We start from the raw sequence: 19,765 nt of genomic DNA, 5'->3' as shown, positions 1-19,765 counted from the left end.
TCCCGCGCTGACGCTTCTGGGGCTGGTCGGCGCGCTGCCGCTGCTGGCGGTGATCAACTACGGTTTCCACGACATCTTCTCGTTGCAGGATGTCTATTGGGTGGGCCTGCAATGGTTCACCGATATCCTTGGCTCCGACCGCTTCCTCGCCTCGCTGGGCAGAAGCCTGCTGTTCTCCACCCTTGCGCTGGCGATCCAGGTGCCGCTGGGGATCGGGGTGGCGCTTCTGCTGCTTGGCTACGGCAGGCGGGCGGTCTGGGGGTTGATGCTGGTGGCCCTGCCGCTGGTGGTGCCGTGGAACATGATCCCGATGTTCTGGCTGGGGCTGGTCGATACGAAGACCGGGCTGCTGGGGCCGGGGCTTGCGGCGGTGGGCTTCGACTGGAAGTTCACCGGCTGGCACAGCTGGGCGCTGATCCTGGCGGTCGACACCTGGCATTGGCTGGGGCTGGTGGTGGTGCTGGCCTATGCCGGGCTGTCGGCCATTCCCGCCGCCTACCTGCAGGCGGCGGCCATCGACGGGGCCTCCCGCTGGGCCACGTTCCGCCATATCCAGCTGCCGAAGATCGCAGGCGCGCTGGCCATCGTGTTCCTGCTCCGCTTCGTCGACAGCTTCATGATCTACACCGAGGCCTTCGCGATCAACGCAGGCGGGCCGTCCGATGCGACGCGCTTCCTGACGCTGGAGCTGGGCGAGGAGATCAAGGGCTTTTCCTACGGCCAGGCGGCGGCGCGGGCGACGCTGTATTTCCTGATCGTGCTGGCGGTGGTCTGGGCCTTCGTCGCCGCCACCCGGGAGCGCGAGGGATGAGGCATCTGGGGTTGGCCGCACTGGCGGCATTCATCCTGCTGCCGCTGGTGCAGGCGATCCTGCTCAGCTTCACGGCGACGCTGCCGACCGACCAGGTCGCCGAGGGGGCCATCGGCCTGATGAACTACCGCAGCGTGCTGGCCGCGCCGGAACTGCGGGCGGCGATGGTCAATTCGGCTCTGTACGTCAGCCTGAACGTCGCGCTCTGCATCGCGCTCGGCCTGCCTGCGGCCTATGCGCTGGCGCGGCACCGCTTCACCGGCGACCGGCATTTCCTGCTGGCGATCCTTGTGTTCCGGGTCACGCCGCCCGTGGTGCTGTCCTTGCCGATCTTCATCCTGTTCAGCCGGTTCGGGCTGGTCAACTCGCCCGTCGGCATCGCGCTGGTGCATTGCCTGTTCAACCTGCCGGTGGCGATCTGGGTGCTGGAAAGCTTCATCCGCGCCGTGCCGCGCGCATTCGACGAGACCGCCTTCCTCGACGGCCATTCCGGCCTGTCGTTCTTCTTCCGCCACCTGATCCCGCAGATCGCGCCGGGGATCGGGGTCGCGGCCTTCTTCTGCTTCATCTTTTCCTGGGTCGAGGTCGTGTTTGCCCGCATCCTGACCGTGACCGGGGGCAAGCCGATCACGATGGCGATCCAGGCGATGTTCAGCTTCCAGACAGACATCGGCATGGTGATGGCGATGACCTGCCTGTCGCTGGTGCCGGGGCTGGCGATGATCTGGTTCGTGCGGAACCACCTGGCACGCGGCTTCACCCTGCGGGCCTGAGACGGGCGGCGCTACTGCGCGGCGGTCTGGGTGATCTCGGGGACGCCCGCGCCGAGCAGGTCCTCGACGAAGAAGGCGGCGAATTGTGCGCGGCCCGAGACGCCGGCCTTGGAATAGATCCGGGTCAATTGCGCCCGCACCGTCCCTTGCGCCGCCCCGCGCAGATCGGCGATCTCGGCCACGTCCAGCCCCTTCAGCGCCAGAAACCCCACGTCTCGCTCGGCGGGGGTCAGCGCCCAGGCCTGGAACTGGCGGTCGATCACGTCCGACAGCGCGCCGCGTGCAACGGCCAGCGCCTGCTCCTGCGCGCGCAGAAGCTCGATCGTGCGGCGCAGGGCATGGGCACCGAAAACGATGCCGATCACCAGCGCCGCCGTCACCACGGCCTCGAAGATGAAATGGCCCGAGATCGGGTCGGCATGCAGGTCGCCGATCACATCGCCGACGAAGAACACCGTGCCCAGCGTCTGGACCAGCAGGAACACCGACAGGGCGGCCGTCTGGCGCCGCCCCGCGTTGCGCAGATCGATGACCGCGGTCATTTGCGCCTTTCGCCCAGAAGCATCGGCTTGACCAGATTGCGGCGCATCGCCCGGCCTTCGACGAAGACCCCGGCGACATGCAGCGCCGCAAGGAACAGCAACAGGTTTGACGCCACTTCATGCACCTCTTCAGCCGTGTGGCGCAGGCGCTTGTCCTCGTCGGAGGATTCGCTCTCGCCGTCCTTGATCAAAGCAGACCAGTCGCCGGATGCAACCGCTGCCTTCTCTTCGGCCACCTGCATCGGTGTCGCACCGCCGGTCATCAGCAGTCCGGTGGCAACAACCACCGCCAGCGCCGCCCAGAAGGCATAGACCATCAGGGCCCCGGCCGGGTTGTGCGAGGGGTAGTGCGCGACCCGCCCGGTCAGAAGCTGGCCCAGGTGACGCAGCGCCGCGACCGGGTTCGGCGGAAAGGCCGAGAAGCGCGCCTCGGCAGGGCCAAGCACCCCCCAGACCAGCCGCAGAAGCAGAAGCGCCATCACCAGCCAGCCCAGCGTCACATGCAGAAGGCTGCCGCCATCGCTGACCAGCGCGTTGATCAGGACCGACATGGCGATCCCCCAATGCGTCAGGCGGACGACGGGGTCCCAGACCGGGGGCGGGGCGACGGTCGGCTCTGCGGCCAATGTCCGAGGGGTGGCCATGTCAGTCTTCCGACTTGATGTCGGCAACCTTGCCGGTCGCCGGGTCGATATAGACTTCCATCGCCTTGTTGGTGGCGGTGTCGGTGCACTTGGCCTCGATCTTGCCGTCCTCGGCCTCGAACGCGTTCACGGTGCAACCGGCCTTTTCCAGCGCCGCCTTGGCGGTTTCGGCGTCGGTGCCGATCATGTCGCCGACGACGGGCGCGGCCAGCGCCGACAGCGGCAGCGAGCACAGCGCGAGAATCGAAAGAAGCTTGGTCTTCATGGTCTTGCCTTTCGCTTGGGCCTGCCCTTGCGGAGCCGGCCGGGCCGGGACACCGTGCCCCGGATGCCGTTGCACCTGACGGGTTTCGCCCCGGGCCTCCATCCCGGCAGCGCTTACCGCCAGCGGCCTAAGCGCATGCTGACAGCGGGTTTTCGCCGGTCACGCCCCTTGCGCCACCCGCGTCCTGCGGCGATATGTGGGGCAAAGGGAAGGAAGCGGCGGATGGCCCTGCCAAACAAGGATCAGATCCGGCTCTGGGGCATCGCGGCGGCGGTGTTCTTCCTTGTCATCTGGTTTCTGGGCGATGTCCTGCTGCCCTTCATCGTCGGCGGCGCCATCGCCTATTTCCTTGACCCGATTGCCGACCGGCTGGAGCGGTTGGGCCTCAGTCGCGTCGCGGCGACGGCGGTCATCTCGCTGGCTGCGCTGCTGCTGTTCGTGCTGATGGTGCTTTCGGTGATCCCGACGCTGGTGAACCAGCTGACCGCGCTGATCAACGCCGCGCCCGACATTGCCCGGAAATTGCAGGGGTTCCTGCTGGAACGCTTCCCCGACCTTGCCGATTCCACCTCGACCATCCGGCAGACGCTGGCCGAGATTGGCCTGGCCATCCAGTCGCGCGGCGCGGAACTGGCGCAGGGGGTGCTCACCTCGGCGCTCGGGGTGATCTCGATCGTGCTGTTCATCGTGGTCGTGCCGGTGGTGGCCTTCTACCTGCTGCTCGACTGGGATGACATGGTGGCGCGGATCGATTCGATGCTGCCCCTGGACCACGCCCCCACCATCCGCCGCCTCGCGCGCGAGATCGACGCCGTGCTGGCGGGCTTCGTGCGCGGGCAGGTCTCGGTCTGCCTGGTGCTGGGCACCTATTATGCCGTGGCGCTGATGCTGGCGGGCCTGCAGTTCGGCCTGATCGTCGGCGCGATTGCCGGAGCGATCACCTTCATCCCCTATATCGGCGCGCTGGTCGGCGGCACGCTGGCCATCGGGCTGGCGTTGTTCCAGTTCTGGGGGGACTGGTTCCAGATCGGCATCATCGCCGCCATCTTCGCCATCGGGCAGTTCATGGAAGGCAACGTCCTGACCCCGCGCCTCGTCGGCAAGTCGGTGGGGCTGCATCCGGTCTGGCTTCTGTTCGCCCTGTCGGCTTTCGGCACCATCTTCGGTTTCGTTGGCATGCTGATCGCGGTCCCGGTCGCGGCCGCCATCGGGGTCCTGACCCGCTTCGCCATCGAGCAATACCGGTCAAGCCTGCTGTACCAGGGCAAGGCCGCGATCCTGCCCGCCGCACCCGATCCGGTCGACAGCAAACCCCGGCGCAGCCGCAAGTCGGGCGGGGCCGGAGAGGGCGCGTGATCCGCCAGCTTGCCTTTGACCTGCCGGGGCGTCAGGCGATGACCCGCGCGGATTTCTTCGTCGCTTCCTCGAACGCGCTGGCGCTGCAGACGGTGGAGGGCTGGCAAAGCTGGCCGGGCAGGAAGCTGCTGCTGGTCGGGCCCGACGGGGCGGGGAAAAGCCATCTGGCGCAGATCTGGGCAGTGGAAGCCGGGGCGGTGGTCCTGCCCGCCGACAGTCTGCCGGGGATCGACATCGCGGGCCTGTCGGGCCGCGCCGTGGTGGTCGAGGATGCCGACCGGATCGCTTCGAGCGGCGCGGAGGCCGAGGCGCAGCTTTTCCACCTGCACAACCTTGTCACCACGACCGGCGCGCTTCTGCTCACTGCCCGCACCCCGCCACGCGACTGGGGGCTGACCTTGCCCGACCTGATCAGCCGGATGCAGGCCACCCCCATCGCGCATCTCGACGCCCCCGATGACGCCCTTCTCTCCGCCGTGCTGGTGAAGCTCTTCGCCGACCGGCAGGTCGCGGTGCCCGCGAACCTGATCCCATATCTCCTCAGCCGAATGCCCCGGAGCATCGGAACGGCCCGCGCGCTGGTCGCGGCGCTGGATACCCGGGCGCTGGCGGCGGGCCGCCCGATCACCCGGACGCTGGCGGGCGAGGTGCTGGACAGCATCGACCCCGAGTGAAAGACTGTCACAACGCTTTCACTTCTCCGCAGCATAACCCCGTCCATGACCCAGGCCGATTTCCTCCGCGCATCCTTCCCCGCCCCTGTCGAGCTTCCCTTCGCGGAAACCGCCGGACCGGGCCGCTTCTTCAACCGCGAACTTTCCTGGCTGGCCTTCAACTGGCGGGTGCTGGAGGAAGCCGCGAACCCCGCCGTGCCGCTTCTGGAACGGCTGCGCTTCCTGTCGATCAGCGCCACCAACCTCGATGAATTCTACACCGTCCGGGTGGCGGGCCTGCGCGCGCTGGTCAGGAACGGCAATGCCACCCTGTCCGAGGATGGCCGCAGCCCGGCGGAGCAGTTGCAGCTGATCAACGCCGAGGCGCGGCGGCTGATGCAGGCGCAGCAGACCACGTTCAACCGGCTGCGGAAAGAGATGGAGGCGGAGGGGATCACCCTTGTCGCCCGCCCGAAGCTGACGGCGCGCGACTTGAAGCATCTGGAAAGCCACTTCCTGTCGAATGTCTTTCCGGTGCTGTCGCCGCTGGCCATCGACCCGGCGCATCCCTTCCCGTTCATCCCGAACACCGGCTTTTCGCTGGCGCTGGAGTTGGAGCGGGTGGCCGACCGCCGCCAGCTGAAGGCGCTGCTGCCGATCCCGCAGCAGATCGCCCGCTTCGTGCCGCTGCCGGGGAAAGAGGGCGAGCACCGCTTCCTGCCGCTGGAAGAGCTGCTGCTCCTGCACCTGAACATGCTCTTCCCCGGCTATACCGACCGCGGCCATTGCACCTTCCGCGTCTTGCGCGACAGCGACCTGGAGGTCGAGGACGAGGCCGAAGACCTGGTGCGCGAGTTCGAGACCGCGCTGAAGCGCCGTCGCCGGGGCGAGGTGATCCGGCTCAAGATGTCCGCCGGTGCCCCCGAGGACCTGCGCGCCCTGATCATGGAAGAGCTTGCGGTCAGCGAGGACGAGGTGGTCGAGGTCAAGGGCCTTCTGGGCGTCGCCGACCTGAAGGAACTGATCCTGCCCTCACGGCAAGACCTGATGTGGCCGCCCTTTACCCCGCGCGTGCCCGAACGGGTGCAGGACCATGAGGGCGACATGTTCGCGGCGATCCGGCAGAAGGACATGCTGCTGCATCACCCCTACGAGACCTTCGACATGGTAATCCGCTTCCTGCAGCAGGCGGCGACCGACCCGAACGTGCTGGCGATCAAGCAGACTTTGTATCGGACAAGTTGGGACAGCCCGGTCGTCACCGCGCTCTGCGAGGCGGCGGAGGCGGGGAAATCGGTCACCGCGCTGGTCGAGCTGAAGGCGCGTTTCGACGAGGCGGCGAACATCCGGCAATCGCGGCGGCTGGAGCGCGCGGGGGCGCATGTCGTCTACGGCTTCGTCAACTACAAGACCCATGCCAAGATCAGCACCGTCGTGCGGCGCGAGGGCGACCATCTGGTGACCTATACCCATTACGGCACCGGCAACTACCACCCGATCACCGCACGGATCTACACCGACCTGTCCTTCTTCACCTGCGACCCGGCGCTGGGGCGCGATGCGACCAAGGTGTTCAATTACCTCTCCGGCTATGTGCAGCCCGAGGGGCTGGAGAACCTTGCGATCTCGCCCATCACCTTGAAGCCGCGCCTCCTGGAACTGATCGCGGCAGAAGCCGAGCACGCACGGGCCGGGCGGCCTGCGGAAATCTGGGCGAAGATGAACTCGATCATCGAGCCCGACGTGATCGACGCGCTTTACGCTGCCAGCCAGGCCGGGGTGAAGATCAGCCTCGTGGTGCGCGGCATCTGCGGGCTGCGCCCCGGCGTGAAGGGGCTCAGCGAGAACATCCGGGTGAAGTCGATCGTCGGGCGGTTCCTCGAACATTCCCGCATCGTCTGCTTCGGCAACGGCCACGGGTTGCCCACCAAGAAGGCGCGGGTGTTCTTCTCCAGCGCAGACTGGATGGGCCGCAACCTGACCCGCCGGGTGGAAACCCTGGTCGAGGCGCTGAACCCGACGGTGAAGAACCAGATCCTCAGCCAGATCATGGCCGCCAACCTTGCCGACGAGGCGCAAAGCTGGGTGCTGTCGCCCGACGGCAGCTATGCCCGCGACCTGGGGCCGGAGGGGGCGAAGCTCTTCAGCTGCCACCAGTTCTTCATGCAGAACCCCTCGCTGTCCGGTCGCGGGACGGCAGCGAAGGACGCGCCGAGGCTGATCCAGGTGAAGGACGGCGACACGGCAAGCGTGGTGACGGCGCGGTAGGGCAGACCCAAAATCCTTGAGTAAGGATTTTGACAAATTCCTTGCTTAAGGAATTTGGCCCTCAGACGCCAGCGCCGGGGTCACGCAGCAGCTGCAACCGCCCCGCCGCCGCCCGGGCGAAGGTCCGCAGCACCACCTTGCGCCGGGCGCCGGACAAGGGCGTCTCGGGCGCCATCCGCACCACCTCGGCGTCGTAGGAATCGGCGAGGATCAGCCCGGTGTCCGGCGGCAACAGGTCGACCGGGAAATCCGCATCCACTGCCCAGAAGAAACGGTCGCACCAGTCGAGGTAACCCTGCCACTTGCGGTCTGCCCGGTAATCCGCCCGACCCGACTTGCATTCGACCACCCAGACCTCGCCCTTCGGCCCCAGCGCCATCACATCGACGCGCAGGCCCGAGGTGGGGATCAACTCCTCGACGCAGACGAAATCCAGCGCGCGCAGGCCCCGGCAGACGCCGCGCTGCAGCCGCTGGCCCGGCAGCGCGGGCAGGAGTTCGGGACTATCGACCGGCATATCCATGCGGCGATCATGAACCAAAGGTGAACATCTGTCCAGATACGCGACCTGTCTAAAAATTTTCGCGAAAATTTTTTGACTTGGGGCAGCGCCCGGCAAAACCGACCGACGCTTGCACCCACCCCCTCCGCGCCCTATCTTGAGCCTTGGCGGGTTCTGCTCCTCGCGTGCGGGGCCAATTTTCCAGTGGCCGATAAGCAAGCGAACGGGGGCTGGCTCTGCCCGGATCCTGGTCCGGGTATCTGGCGCCCACCTGAGACCTCTGGCTCTCGGGAAAACCCCGGCCCTCACGGTTGCTGCGGGCCCGCCACCCCTAGCGCCGGACGGAAACCTTCACCGGCGCGGGTTGCAGCACCGGCTCGCGCGCCCCGCGACCGCCCTGCGGCCCCTCGTCCGTTTCGGCCATCGCCATGATCCGGTAGGCGAACTGCACCGCCGAGAAGATGATACCGTTGAAGACCACCAGCATCGCCACCGCGATCCAGCCGATGCTCGACGCCATCACCAGATGGCCAAGCCCCGCCACGTCCAGCCAGAGAAGCCCGCCGGTGAAGGCTGCCGAGAGGGCGAAACCTATGGCGACGCTCTGGATATAGAGCCGGACAAGCTTGGGCATCGGGACCTCCGGTCTGCCCCCGGAAGCTAGGTCGGCGGAACCGGCTTGCCAAGCCCTGCGTTGGCCCCTTGCGCGAATCCGCCGCAGGACCGGGCTGCCGGATCTGCGGCAGAATGCCAGAAGGAGGGCCTCCGATGAGAGCCGCTGACACGCTGTACTGCATCGCCGACGACCGCAGCTTTCGCCTTTTGCGCGGCAACGCCGGGCATATGGAGCCGATCCATGCTGCCGGGTCGGACGATTTCGCCGATGTCTCGCATGCGCTGACCGATCCGGGCAGCAACCGGGCGGGCGGGATCAGCTTCGGCCACGAAACCGGCAGCCCGGCGGAAATCGAACGCCCGCGCCTCGCGAAGCACATCGTCGCCGCGCTGGAGGCGGAATGGCAGAAGGGCGGCGCGGGCCGCATCGTTCTGGTCGCCGGGCCGAAGATGCTGGGCGTCCTGCGCCAGGCGATGCCCAGGGCGCTGGCCGCCGAGATCGTGCAGGAGATCGACAAGGACCTGTCGGACATTCCCGACCACGCCCTTGCCGCGCATCTGGTGGGTTAGGTCTCCATCGCCTCCAGCTCGTCGATGAAGCCCGCGATCATCGACAGGCCCTTGTCCCAGAACTTCGGGTCGCTGGCGTCAAGGCCGAAGGGCGCGAGCAATTCCTTGTGATGCATCGAGCCGCCCGCCTTCAGCATGGCGAAGTACTTCTCCTGGAACCCCGGCAACCCCCCGGCATAGGCGGCGTAAAGCGCGTTCACCAGCCCGTCACCGAAGGCATAGGCATAGACGTAGAAGGGCGAATGGATGAAGTGCGGGATATAGGCCCAGAAGGTCTCATAGCCCGGCATGAACTCGAAGGCATCGCCGAGGCTCTGGGCCTGCACCGACATCCACAGCGCGTTGATGTCTTCCGGCGTCAGCTCGCCTTCGGCCCGCGCCGCGTGCAGCTTGCATTCGAAATCGTAGAAGGCAATCTGCCGGACGACGGTGTTGATCATGTCCTCGACCTTGCCCGCCAGCAGGGTCTTCTTTTCGCCCGGGGTCTTCGCGCCGTCCAGAAGCTTGCGGAAGGTCAGCATCTCGCCAAAGACGCTGGCGGTTTCGGCCAGGGTCAGGGGGGTGGAAGACAAAAGCTCCCCCTGCCCCGCCGCCAGCACCTGATGCACGCCGTGGCCCAGCTCATGCGCCAGCGTCATCACGTCGCGCGGTTTGCCGAGGTAGTTGAGCATCACATAGGGGTGGACGGTGGTCACGGTCGGATGCGCGAAGGCGCCGGGCGCCTTGCCGGGCTTGACCCCTGCGTCGATCCAGCCCTTGTCGAAGAAGGGCTTCGCCAGATCGGCCATGCGCGGGTCGAAGGCGGCATAGGCCTCGCTCACCGTCCTGCGCGCCTCAAGCCAGTCCACTGTGCGGGGCGTTTCGGTCGGCAGGGGCGCGTTGCGATCCCAGATCTGCAGCTTGTCGAGGCCCATCCATTTGGCCTTCAACCGGTAGTAGCGGTGCGAAAGCTTCGGATAGGCCGCGACGACGGCATTCCTCAGCGCCTCCACCACTTCCGGTTCCACATGGTTCGACAGGTGCCGCCCGGTCTGCGGGGTGGGCATCTTGCGCCAGCGGTCGTGGATTTCCTTTTCCTTCGCCAGCGTGTTGTGGATGCGGGTGAAAAGCTTGATGTTCGTCTCGAACACCCCGGCCAAGGCATGCGCCGCCGCCTCGCGCCGCGACCGCACCGGGTCGGAGAGGAGGTTCAGCGTGGCTTCCAGGTTCAGCTCTTCCGGCTCTCCCTCGACGGCGAACATCAGCCCCGCCATCGTCTCGTCGAAAAGCTTGTTCCAGGCGGAGGCCCCCACCACGGACTCATCGTGGAGAAACTTCTCCAGCTCGTCCGACAGCTGGTGCGGCCGCATCGCGCGCATCCGGTCGAAGACCGGCTTGTAGCGGGCAAGGTCGGCATTGGCGGCCAGCAGCCGGGCCAGATGGTCGTCGTCCAGCCGGTTGAATTCGAGCGAGAAGAACACCAGCGGCGTGGTGGCAGTCGTCACCTTGTCCTGCGCGTTTCCCATGAACTGCGCGCGTTCGGGGTCGACGGTGTTCTGGTAGTAGCGCAAGCCCGCATAGGACATCAGCCGCCCGGCGATGATCTCGATCCGTTCGTATTCCTGCACGCAGGCCAGCAGGCCCGCCGCGTCCTGCCGGCCGAGCCGCCCCTCATAGGACTTGGCGAAGGCGGCACAGGCGCGCTCCAGCTCTGCCATGTCGGCGGCGAATTCCGGGCCATCGGCGCTGAGGTAGAGGTCGGTCAGGTCCCAGCTTGGCAGATCGCCAAACCCGCCCCCGCTGGCATTGGCGTCGAATACGGGCTGGGGCAGGTTCAGGGTCATCGCTCTCTCCGGAAAACTGTCACTGTCATCTATGCTTGCGCGGGCTCCGGGAAAAGTCCCGGACCGCCTCCTCGTGCGCCTTCGGCTTCTCGTCGGGTCACACCCCCGCGAGGAGTGCCGAAGGCATCGACGAGCGGCGCGTCAGATCTCGACCGCCACGTCGTAGACCCGGTCCATCATCGCCTGCGTCCCGCGCACGAATTCCAGCGGGCTGGGATAGGGGACGCCCTCGCGCACGGTCCGCCCGAAGGCCTCGACCTGCAGCTTGTACTGGTTGGCGGTCGGGAAGCGTTCCACCACCACCCGGTTGCCGTTCTGGTGCAGCTCCACCTCGGCCAGATCGTTGACGTTGGCGTTGAACGGCCCGCCCTCCAGCCGGATCATCCCCCTGGTGCCCTGGAAGGTCGCCACCTGCCGGTTGTACATCCGCATCGAGGTCATCGAGCCATAGGTGAACCGCCCTCTCGGCCCTTCCATCGTGGCGGCGACCTGCGCGAAAGTGTCGACGCCATTGTCGCGATGGATGCGGGCCGAAATGTCCACCGGCTCGGCCCCGGTGACGAAGCGCATCGAGCCGAAAGTATAGACCCCGATGTCGCGCAAGCTGCCGCCGCCCGCGTCGGGCCGGTTGCGGATATTGCCAAGGTCCGTCAGGTTGAAGCTGAAGGCCACGTCGGCATGGACCAGATCGCCGATCTCTCCCGCCTCCAGCCAGTCCTTCGCGCGCTGCCATTGCGGGTGGTGGACGATCATGTAGGCCTCGGCGGCCAGCAGTTTCGTGCGGTCGCGCGCGGCGATGATCTGGTCGATCTCGCGGGCTTTCAGGGCAATGGGCTTTTCGGTCAGCACATGCTTGCCCGCAGCCAGGGTCTTCAGCGTCCATTCGACGTGCATGTGGTTCGGCAGCGGGATGTAGACCGCATCGACCCCTGGGTCGGCCAGCAGCGCCTCGTAGGACGAATGGACCGTCAGCGCGGGGCAGAAGGCCTGGAAGCCTGCGGCCTTCGCCGGGTCAGACGTCGCCAGCGCGGCAAGCTCCGCCCCCTCGGCGGCATGGATCGCCGGGGCCATGTGCTCCCGCGCAAAGCGGGCCGCGCCCAGCACACCCCATCTGACAGGCTTCATCTCATCCCTCCCCCGGCTTTTCCGCACACTAGGGCAGGTTTTGCGCTAACCTTCAACCCGGCGGAAGCGCAGGAAAGTCATCAGCCCGAAAGGACGCACCTGGGCACGCTCCTCCAGCCGCAGCAAGGGGTGGCCGAGGACGCGGTCGATGGCGAAATCCGCGTGCCAGCCAAGGAGGTTCGCCAGGGGCGCCGCAAGCCGCTCGGCCAGGGTCCAGCCCTCGGCATGGCCGGCGAAATGGTTGCCGATCATGACCGAGCCGCCGGGGCGGACCACACGGGCCATCTCCTCCAGCACCCGCTCGGGGTCCGGCACCACGGACATCACATGCAACGCGGCGACATGGTCGAAGCTTGCATCCGGGAAGGTGATCTCGCGCGCATCCATCTGGTGCAGGCCCGCCACGTTGCGCAGGCCGCGCTTCTTCGCCTTCAACTCCGCCTCACGCAGCATCTCGGCGGACAGGTCGATGCCCGTCACCCGGACATGGGACCCGTAGAAATCCAGCGCAAGGCCGGTTCCGATCCCGACCTCAAGCACCGATCCGCCCTGAGCATTGACATGCGCCGCGGCCATCCGGCGACCGCCCTGGGTGATCCGGCCAAAGGTCAGGTCATAGACCGGCGCCCAGCGACGATAGGACTTCTGGATGGCCTCTACTTGCATGCATATGATTCCCTTGAAATTTTCCGACGCAACTCTGCGCGGTCGGGCCGGGGAGGCAAGCACAAATCCGGATTTCGCCCAGGGGTCAGCGAAGACGCGACGCCTGGAAACTGCGCATCGCCAGCCAGAGAACGCCTGCCAGGTAGCCCAGGCAAAGCGTCAGCAGCGTAACCCAGGGGTAGGTCAGCAGTGCCGCCACGACAACCACCGCGCCGACCAGCGCATAGCGGACCAGATCGGTCGCGATGGTGATCCGCTTCAGCGAGGGCGTGCGCACCCGGCTGATCATCAGCGCGCCGATTCCGACCATCCAGGCCGCCACCAGCACCGGGGAAGGGTGCAGCACATGGTTGGTGGCGTTCGAGAGATAGAGCGGCGACAGCACCAGCAGCGCCCCGGCGGGCGAGGGCACGCCGATGAAGCTCGTCTTCTCGGCCGCTTCGCCGACGCTGGTCTTGCTGCCGACGTTGAAGCGGGCCAGCCGCAGCATGCAGCAGACGGCATAGACCAGCACCGCAATCCAGCCGAGGCTGGTTTCCGGGCGCAGTCCCCACATGTAGAGCACCAGCGCCGGGGTCACGCCGAAGTTGACGAAATCGCAAAGAGAATCGAGTTCGGCCCCGATGGCGCTTTCCGATTTCAGCATCCGCGCCAGCCGGCCGTCCAGCCCGTCCAGCGCCGCCGCCCCGCCGATCAGCAGGACCGCCAGCGTGAAGTTCCCGGCGATGGCATAGCGGATCGCGGTCAGCCCCGAACACAGCGCCAGGATCGACACCAGGTTCGGCAGAAGCTTCAGGAGCAGAAGCTCGCGCGGGGTATCGTCCGGGCGACGGGCCATCGGCTACTCCACCCGCGCGGAACGGGCGGGCGCGTCCTGCCCGATCAGCGCGATCACCGATTCCCCGGCAACCATCGTCTGCCCCAGCGCGACCTGCGGATGCACGCCTTCCGGCAGATAGACATCCAGCCGCGACCCGAAGCGGATCAGGCCGAAGCGTTCCCCGGTGCGCAGGCTGTCGCCCGGCTTCTTCCAGCAGACGATGCGCCGGGCGACAAGGCCCGCGATCTGCACGACGGCGATCCTGCGGCCGTCCGCCAGCTCGATGGCCAGCGCGTTGCGCTCGTTCTCTTCCGAAGCCTTGTCGAGCGAGGCATTGAAGAATTTCCCCGGCCGGTAGGCCACCGCCGTCACCCGGCCCGCGATGGGCGCGCGGTTCACATGGCAGTTGAAGACCGACATGAACACGCTGACCCGCACCAGCGCATCGGGCCCCATCCCCAGTTCGGCCGGGGGCACCGCGCGTTCGATCAGGCTGACGACGCCATCCGCCGGGCTGACCAGAAGGCCCGCGTTTTCCGGCACCGACCGCTTCGGGTCGCGGAAGAAGTAGTAGCACCAGACGGTGAGGCCCAGGCCCAGCCAGCCCAGCGGATCCCAGAGCCAGAAGAGGACCAGCGTCACGACGGCAAAGGCCGCGACGAACTTGTAGCCCTCGGGGTGCATGGGCTTGATGACGGTGTCGATCATACGCATGGGGCAATCCTGTCTGATGGGTGCCTAGTACTTGCCACGCCGGTTGCAGGCAATTGAAAACAAGTCGCCGCATGCGACCGAAACGCCGAATGCCTTAAGAAGGCCATTGCAACACCATGATTTCGCATATTTCTATTCGACAGTTCACCGATCAAATACACGGACACTCCAGCAAACAGGGTTCCCCAATGAAACAGACCGCGCGATTGCTTTTCCTGCTTTGTCTTGCCACCCCTGCCGCCGCGCAGGACTGGTCAGGTTTCTATGCAGGAGGCGCACTCAGCTACGATTCAATTAGTCCCAACGACCTGAGCTACGGCGACGGGCCGGTCGACGTGAACGGCGCGGGCCTGGGCCTTTTTGCCGGCTACAACTTCCAGTCCGGCAACCTCGTCTACGGCGCAGAGCTTGCAGCGACCAAACATTCCGGCGAGAGCGATGACGGCAACTATCTGAGGCCGGCGACCGCACTGCATTCGCTTGCGCTGCGCGGGCGCATCGGCTTTGTGAGCGGAAAGATGCTGCCCTACCTTGCGGTCGGTGCCACCCGCACAAGCTGGCAAGCCAACCATGCGGGCAGCGGTCTGGATGCCGATGTCTGGGACGACACCGCCACCGGCACGTCCATCGCCCTTGGCCTGGACTGGTCGCTCAGCGAAAGATCCTTCGTCCGGTTCGAGATCGAGCGCACGAACTATGGCGAGGACCAGATCGACTTCTACAATGGCGACATCCACAACTACGAGATGGATGCCACCCACATCTCGGTCGGATACGCGATGCGGTTTTGATGAAGAAGGGCGGATCGACTGAGCCGCCCTTCTTATCCTATCCTTACGCCGGGACCAGCATGCCCTTGCCCTTGGCGAGTTCCCGCATCCGGGCCTGCAACTTCTCGAAGGCCCTGACCTCGATCTGGCGGATGCGCTCGCGGCTGACGCCGTAGCTTTCCGACAGCTCCTCCAGCGTGACCGGGTCGTCGGCCAGGCGGCGCTGCATCAGCACGTCCTTCTCGCGGTCGTTCAGCACCGCCATCGCCTGCACCAGCAGCGCGCGGCGGGCGTCAAGCTCGTCCTTTTCCTCATAGGCTTCGGCCTGGTCGGAGTCTTCATCCTCCAGCCAGTCCTGCCACTGGGTCGCGCTGTCGCCGTCCGACCCCACCGTCGCGTTCAACGACGCATCCGAACCCGACAGGCGGCGGTTCATCGCGATCACTTCATCCTCGGACACCGACAGGTCCTTGGCGATCTTGGCGACGTTCTCGGGGCGCAGGTCGCCCTCCTCCAGCGCGCCGACCTTGGCCTTGGCCTTGCGCAGGTTGAAGAACAGCTTCTTCTGCGCGCTGGTCGTGCCCAGCTTCACCAGGCTCCACGACCGCAGGATGTATTCCTGGATCGAGGCGCGGATCCACCACATCGCATAGGTGGCGAGGCGAAAGCCCTTTTCCGGGTCGAAGCGCTTGACCGCCTGCATCAACCCGACGTTCGCCTCGCTGATCACCTCGGCCTGCGGCAGGCCGTAGCCCCGGTAGCCCATCGCGATCTTCGCGGCGAGGCGCAGGTGGCTCGTCACCATCTGATGCGCGGCATTGGCGTCCTGGTGGTCGACCCAGCGTTTCGCCAGCATGTATTCCTGTTCCGGCTCCAGAAGCGGGAACTTGCGGATTTCCTGAAGATACCGGTTCAAGCCCTGTTCCGGGCTCGGCGCGGGAAGATTGGTATAGGTGCTCATCGTGCCCCCTGGTTTGCCCGGTGCGTCAGCGCCCCCGGGAAGTCGATAACTTAAAGTAACCGACGCCCGCTTGCAAGACCCATCTCGCACCGAACTCTTAACGCAAGGTGTGGCTCCCTCCGTCGCGCGCAAAGCTTTGTGACAGAGGGGTCACGGGATTGTCAGGCGCGGCGCTTCGATCAGATCGCCACCCGCTCGCCCAGCTCCACCACCCGGTCGCGCGGCAGGTGGTAGAAGTCGGTCGGGTCCGCCGCGATCCGGCTCAGCGCCACATAGGCGCGGTCGAGGAGCAGCTCCACCCCCTGCCCCGTCGCCACAGCCCGCCTGCGCCCCAGGAAGAAGGTCGAGGCCATCACGTCGAACCGCAAGCCCGCCGCCCGGGCATGGGCCATCGCCCGGCTTACGTTCGGCGTCTCCATGAAGCCGAAGCGCAGGACCAGCCGGACGAAACAGCCGCCCAGCGCCTCCACCGAGGCCCTTTCGTCCGCCGTGGCATAGGGCACCCGCAGCGTCTCCACCGTCAGGAACACCGTCTGTTCGTGCAGCACCCGGTTGTGCTTGATGTTGTGCAGAAGCGCCGAGGGCACGACATCGCGGTCCGGCGTCAGGAAGAAGGCCGTGCCCGGAATGACGTTGACGCTCGAATCCCGCATCATCCGCACGAAGCCCGGCACCGAGATCGCCGTCTTCGCCACCCGCATCCGCACCGCCTGCGCGCCGCGCCACCAGGCCCACATCACCAGCCCGATGACCAGCGCGGCGATCACCGGCACATAGCCGCCGTCATGGATCTTCGCCAGGTTCGAGGCGAGGAACACCAGTTCCACCGCCAGCACCGGCGCCACCACCAGCCCGGCGACCGGCCTCCGCAACCGCCCGCTCCGCACCAGATACAGCGCGCCCAGCAGCGTGGTCAGCACCATCGTCCCGGTCACCGCGATGCCATAGGCCGAGGCCAGCGCCCCCGAAGAGCCGAAGGCCACGACCAGCCACAGCACGCCGCCCAGCAGCAGCCAGTTGACCGCCCCGATGTAGATCTGCCCGCTCTGCCCCTCGGCGGTGTGGCGGATGCGCAGGCGGGGCAGGAAGCCCAGCTGGATCGCCCCCTGCGCCATCGAATAGGCCCCGGTGATCACCGCCTGGCTGGCGATCACCGTCGCCGCCGTCGCGAGCAACACCAGCACCGGCAGGAACCCCGGTGAGGCAAGCCCGAAGAACGCCTCCCCCGCCCGCTCGGGGTGGGTCAGCACCATCGCGCCCTGGCCAAGGTAGTTCAGCACCAGCGCAGGCAGCACCAGCGCGAACCAGGCCAGCCGGATCGGCCGCCGCCCGAAATGGCCAAGGTCGGCATAAAGCGCCTCGCCCCCGGTCACCGCCAGGAAGACCGCGCCCAGCACCGCGAAGGCGACACCGGGATGGCCGGTCAGGAACGACAGGCCCCAAAGCGGGCTGAAGGCGCGCAAGACCTCTGGCGCCGCCACGATCTGCGCCACCCCCAGCCAGGCCAGCGCCAGGAACCACAGCGCGCAGACCGGGCCGAAGAACATCGCCACCCGCGCCGTCCCGGTCCGCTGCACGGCGAAAAGCGCGGCCAGGATCGCGATCGTGACCGGCAGGACATACCCGGCCATGCCGGGCAGGATCAGCGTGCTGCCCTCCACCGCCGACAGGACGGAAATCGCGGGCGTGATCGCCGCATCCCCGGCGAAAAGCGCCGCGCCCGCTAGCGCCAGCAGCAGCACCGGCACCGACCGTCGGCCCGCCGCCAGCCGGACCAGCGTGTAGAGCGCCAGGATGCCGCCCTCGCCCCGGTTGTCGGCGCGCAGCAGGAAGACGACATATTTCACCGTCACGATCAGGATCAGCGTCCAGATCAAGAGCGACAGGATGCCCAGCACCTCGGGCTGACCCGGCACCGCCGCGCCGGTGGCCTTCAGCGCCTCGCGGAAGGCATAGATCGGCGAAGTGCCGATATCGCCATAGACCACCCCCAACGCGCCCAGCGTCAGGGCGGCAAGGCCGTGGCTCCGGGTCTCGGCGCTGTGGATGTCGCCCGCGCGGACTTCCGAGCGCAGGTAGTCGGCGATGTCCAGCGCCGCTTCGTCAAGCAGCGGCACTGCGGGATCGGCGTCCCGGGGAATCGGGTCGTGAATCATGGATCACCCTTGGGTGTTGATCATGGTGGGAAATGTCGGGGTCTGGGTCGGCTTGTCCGGGATGCGCGACACCGCATTTTGCGGCATTTCGATCCGGGTCCCCCCTGGCAGGAGGGGTGCGTCTTGGCTCCGCTGCCGTTGCCGACCGTGAGTCGGCGATGGCGGGAGTCATACGCCGATAACGCCCCTGTGACAATATGCTGCACCTGCATGGTGGCCGAAACCCGCTTGGACGCAGGCCCGCCCCCCGGCCTTGGATCGGGATTTCCCAACCTTACAGCGCCGGAAATTGCCGCTATGGCTTTGGCCTGGATCAGTCTTTCCCAAGGTTCCCCATGCGCTTCCCGTCTTTCCCCCTCGCCCTGGCCCCGCTTGCGCTTTTCGCGCTCCTGCCCTCGCAGGCCCTGGCCGAATACCCCTGCGGCAATCCCGGACCGGGCGAGGTGATCGTCGGCCAGACCGAGGGCGGCAACGGTATCGCATCCACCCCGCTCTGCGAATATGTCGGCGAGGATGACGGCGGCGGCTACGGCGATGGCGGCGGCGACCCCGGCGGCTATTGGGTCGACCAGTACGGCACCCTCGCCTGGGGGCAGGATGCGAACGGGGGGCCGACCTATTCCTGGTATGTCAATGCCGCCAGCCGGGCCGAGGCGGACAATGGCGCGGTAGCGCAATGCAACGCGTCGGGCTTCGTCGATTGCCGCGCCGCGACCTGGGTGGTGAACGGCTCGATCGCCGTTGCGGTGGACACTGCCGGAACGCTCTATTCCGACCACGGCGAAGACGCCCGGCAGGCAAAGAAGAAGGCCCTTCGCGCCTGCAAGCAGCAGGGCGGCAAGCAGTGCCAGATCGAGAAGGTCCTCGACAGCCCCGCCGCCTGGATCTCGAACTGACCCTGCCCGCCAGCGGCTTCCTCCTGGCGGCAAATACTCCCGCCGGAGGCTCCGGTCGCGGCCTTGCGCGCAGCCGCCCGGGCCCCTGGAACCGCTGCCCGCAAGATGCGCCCCCGCCCGGGGGGGGAGGGCCACGGAGGGGGGCGACACCTGCCGCACGCCCGACGCCGGATCGCCTCAGCCCTGGTTGTCCGGTTGCGCGCGCACCGACAGCCGCCCCAACCGCGAGATGCGGTAGGGGCCGCCGCCAGAGGACGCGATCAGCCGCTTGCGCCGCAGGCGATGGAAGACGGGCATCGTGCAATCGGACAGGATCAGCCCGTCGCGGGTGACACAGAGGATCTCGTCGATCTTGGTGCCGTTGCGGGAATGGTCGATACGCCCGCCAAGGGCGAGGACGTGCAGCACGCGCTGCTCGGTCCGTGAGATGTTCATTGGGTATTCCGGAGTCTGTCGGCATGCCGTACCGGACGAAGGCCAAGGCGCTTCGTCGGTCGCTCATGTCATCCCGCGACCCGCCGGGTTCAGCGGGCGGATGACGTCAGCGGCGTGCCACAGTCTCTCGCATAAGGCGCACTCCCTGGGCCGGGTCGGCCCGTGCTGCGCGCAAGATAGACATAGGAACCGGCCCGCGCAACCGTCGCAGCCGGGGCCGGGCAAAGCTTTCTAAATGCTTAACCTACACGACAGTAACTTGGTGAGGGCGATGCTTTGTGGTTTTCTGTCGGACTCTTCCTCGCCAAGGGAGCGTCCGATGGAAAGCCCTGCAGTCACCGCCCTCACGCAACGCCTACTGCCGCGGGTGGGGGTGAGCAAGTCCCGGACCGAGACGCTC

The 19,765-nt window shown here is 66.8% G+C and carries 21 protein-coding genes; 8 read left to right on the top strand and 13 right to left on the bottom strand.

Translation table 11 applies throughout. The annotated features are described in order from the left end of the window. The coding region (locus ACE3P6_RS03520; RefSeq protein ID WP_374391667.1) for a carbohydrate ABC transporter permease at positions 1-811 on the top strand (811 nt) is incomplete at its 5' end. Beyond that, positions 808-1,584, top strand: coding sequence for a carbohydrate ABC transporter permease (locus ACE3P6_RS03515; RefSeq protein ID WP_374391665.1), 777 nt, complete (start codon positions 808-810; stop codon positions 1,582-1,584). The genes ACE3P6_RS03520 and ACE3P6_RS03515, both read left to right, overlap by 4 nt. Positions 1,585-1,595: 11 nt before the next feature. Here the strand turns inward: ACE3P6_RS03515 and ACE3P6_RS03510 are convergent, their stop codons facing one another. Genes ACE3P6_RS03510 through ACE3P6_RS03500 form a run of 3 tightly spaced genes read right to left on the bottom strand, consistent with a single transcriptional unit; the run spans position 1,596 to position 3,035 of the window. Continuing rightward, a complete protein-coding gene (locus ACE3P6_RS03510; protein WP_374372777.1) occupies positions 1,596-2,126 on the bottom strand; it encodes a helix-turn-helix transcriptional regulator in 531 nt (176 codons plus the stop codon). Then, positions 2,123-2,770, bottom strand: coding sequence for a cytochrome b/b6 domain-containing protein (locus tag ACE3P6_RS03505; RefSeq protein ID WP_374391663.1), 648 nt, complete (start codon positions 2,768-2,770; stop codon positions 2,123-2,125). The genes ACE3P6_RS03510 and ACE3P6_RS03505 overlap by 4 nt, the downstream gene beginning before the upstream one ends. A gap of 1 nt (position 2,771) precedes the next feature. Beyond that, positions 2,772-3,035, bottom strand: coding sequence for a PepSY domain-containing protein (locus ACE3P6_RS03500; protein ID WP_374391661.1), 264 nt, complete (start codon positions 3,033-3,035; stop codon positions 2,772-2,774). Positions 3,036-3,257: 222 nt separating this feature from the next. Between ACE3P6_RS03500 and ACE3P6_RS03495 the strand changes: the two genes are divergently transcribed. Genes ACE3P6_RS03495 through ACE3P6_RS03485 form a run of 3 tightly spaced genes read left to right on the top strand, consistent with a single transcriptional unit; the run spans position 3,258 to position 7,312 of the window. Then, positions 3,258-4,391, top strand: a complete 1,134-nt coding sequence (locus ACE3P6_RS03495; RefSeq protein WP_374391659.1) for an AI-2E family transporter — start codon at positions 3,258-3,260, stop codon at positions 4,389-4,391. Continuing rightward, entirely contained in the window at positions 4,388-5,065 is a 678-nt protein-coding gene (locus tag ACE3P6_RS03490; protein WP_374391657.1) for a chromosomal replication initiator DnaA, read from the top strand. The genes ACE3P6_RS03495 and ACE3P6_RS03490 overlap by 4 nt, the downstream gene beginning before the upstream one ends. Before the next feature lie 45 nt (positions 5,066-5,110). After that, positions 5,111-7,312 (top strand): RNA degradosome polyphosphate kinase, encoded by a 2,202-nt coding sequence (locus ACE3P6_RS03485; RefSeq protein WP_374391655.1) that lies wholly within the window; start codon positions 5,111-5,113, stop codon positions 7,310-7,312. 61 nt (positions 7,313-7,373) lie between these two features. On the opposite strand, the gene ACE3P6_RS03480 is transcribed toward ACE3P6_RS03485, so the two are convergent. Next, positions 7,374-7,829: an MmcB family DNA repair protein gene (locus ACE3P6_RS03480; protein WP_374391669.1), complete on the bottom strand. Its 456-nt coding sequence runs from the start codon at positions 7,827-7,829 to the stop codon at positions 7,374-7,376. Between the two features lie 316 nt (positions 7,830-8,145). Then, positions 8,146-8,448, bottom strand: coding sequence for a hypothetical protein (locus tag ACE3P6_RS03475; protein WP_374391653.1), 303 nt, complete (start codon positions 8,446-8,448; stop codon positions 8,146-8,148). Positions 8,449-8,582: 134 nt separating this feature from the next. Between ACE3P6_RS03475 and ACE3P6_RS03470 the strand changes: the two genes are divergently transcribed. Further along, positions 8,583-8,999, top strand: a complete 417-nt coding sequence (locus ACE3P6_RS03470; RefSeq protein ID WP_374391651.1) for a host attachment protein — start codon at positions 8,583-8,585, stop codon at positions 8,997-8,999. On the opposite strand, the gene ACE3P6_RS03465 is transcribed toward ACE3P6_RS03470, so the two are convergent. The 5 genes from ACE3P6_RS03465 to ACE3P6_RS03445 form a co-directional block, all read right to left on the bottom strand. Beyond that, positions 8,996-10,822: a M3 family oligoendopeptidase gene (locus ACE3P6_RS03465; protein ID WP_374391649.1), complete on the bottom strand. Its 1,827-nt coding sequence runs from the start codon at positions 10,820-10,822 to the stop codon at positions 8,996-8,998. The genes ACE3P6_RS03470 and ACE3P6_RS03465 overlap by 4 nt on opposite strands. A gap of 141 nt (positions 10,823-10,963) precedes the next feature. Then, complete coding sequence (locus ACE3P6_RS03460) at positions 10,964-11,947, bottom strand: Gfo/Idh/MocA family protein (RefSeq protein ID WP_374391647.1); 984 nt, start codon at positions 11,945-11,947, stop codon at positions 10,964-10,966. A gap of 45 nt (positions 11,948-11,992) precedes the next feature. Further along, positions 11,993-12,613, bottom strand: a complete 621-nt coding sequence (locus ACE3P6_RS03455) for a class I SAM-dependent methyltransferase (RefSeq protein WP_374391645.1) — start codon at positions 12,611-12,613, stop codon at positions 11,993-11,995. 85 nt (positions 12,614-12,698) lie between these two features. Continuing rightward, positions 12,699-13,451 carry a CDP-diacylglycerol--serine O-phosphatidyltransferase gene (pssA, locus tag ACE3P6_RS03450; protein ID WP_374391643.1) on the bottom strand — a complete coding sequence of 251 codons (753 nt, stop codon included), beginning with the start codon at positions 13,449-13,451 and terminating at the stop codon, positions 12,699-12,701. 3 nt (positions 13,452-13,454) lie between these two features. After that, on the bottom strand, positions 13,455-14,147 hold the full coding sequence (locus ACE3P6_RS03445) for a phosphatidylserine decarboxylase (RefSeq protein WP_374391641.1): 693 nt from the start codon (positions 14,145-14,147) through the stop codon (positions 13,455-13,457). Positions 14,148-14,335: 188 nt separating this feature from the next. Here ACE3P6_RS03445 and ACE3P6_RS03440 point away from each other — a divergent pair, with 188 nt between their 5' ends. Beyond that, positions 14,336-14,938, top strand: coding sequence for an outer membrane protein (locus ACE3P6_RS03440; RefSeq protein ID WP_374391639.1), 603 nt, complete (start codon positions 14,336-14,338; stop codon positions 14,936-14,938). Positions 14,939-14,981: 43 nt separating this feature from the next. Here ACE3P6_RS03440 and rpoH read toward each other — a convergent pair whose 3' ends face one another. Then, a complete protein-coding gene (rpoH, locus tag ACE3P6_RS03435) occupies positions 14,982-15,878 on the bottom strand; it encodes an RNA polymerase sigma factor RpoH (protein ID WP_374372807.1) in 897 nt (298 codons plus the stop codon). A gap of 179 nt (positions 15,879-16,057) precedes the next feature. Beyond that, the gene (locus tag ACE3P6_RS03430; RefSeq protein WP_374391637.1) at positions 16,058-18,034 is read right to left on the bottom strand and encodes a potassium transporter Kup; all 1,977 of its coding nucleotides are present in this window, start codon (positions 18,032-18,034) and stop codon (positions 16,058-16,060) included. Between the two features lie 335 nt (positions 18,035-18,369). On the opposite strand from ACE3P6_RS03430, the gene ACE3P6_RS03425 reads away from it, so the two are divergent. Next, the gene (locus tag ACE3P6_RS03425; protein ID WP_374391635.1) at positions 18,370-18,930 is read left to right on the top strand and encodes a DUF4189 domain-containing protein; all 561 of its coding nucleotides are present in this window, start codon (positions 18,370-18,372) and stop codon (positions 18,928-18,930) included. A gap of 177 nt (positions 18,931-19,107) precedes the next feature. Here the strand turns inward: ACE3P6_RS03425 and ACE3P6_RS03420 are convergent, their stop codons facing one another. Next, on the bottom strand, positions 19,108-19,365 hold the full coding sequence (locus ACE3P6_RS03420; RefSeq protein ID WP_374391633.1) for a YjhX family toxin: 258 nt from the start codon (positions 19,363-19,365) through the stop codon (positions 19,108-19,110). Positions 19,366-19,765: the final 400 nt, after the last annotated feature.

Source organism: Tabrizicola sp. (genome assembly GCF_041911175.1).
Taxonomy (GTDB): domain Bacteria; phylum Pseudomonadota; class Alphaproteobacteria; order Rhodobacterales; family Rhodobacteraceae; genus Tabrizicola.
This window is presented reverse-complemented; position numbering and strand designations above follow the sequence as displayed.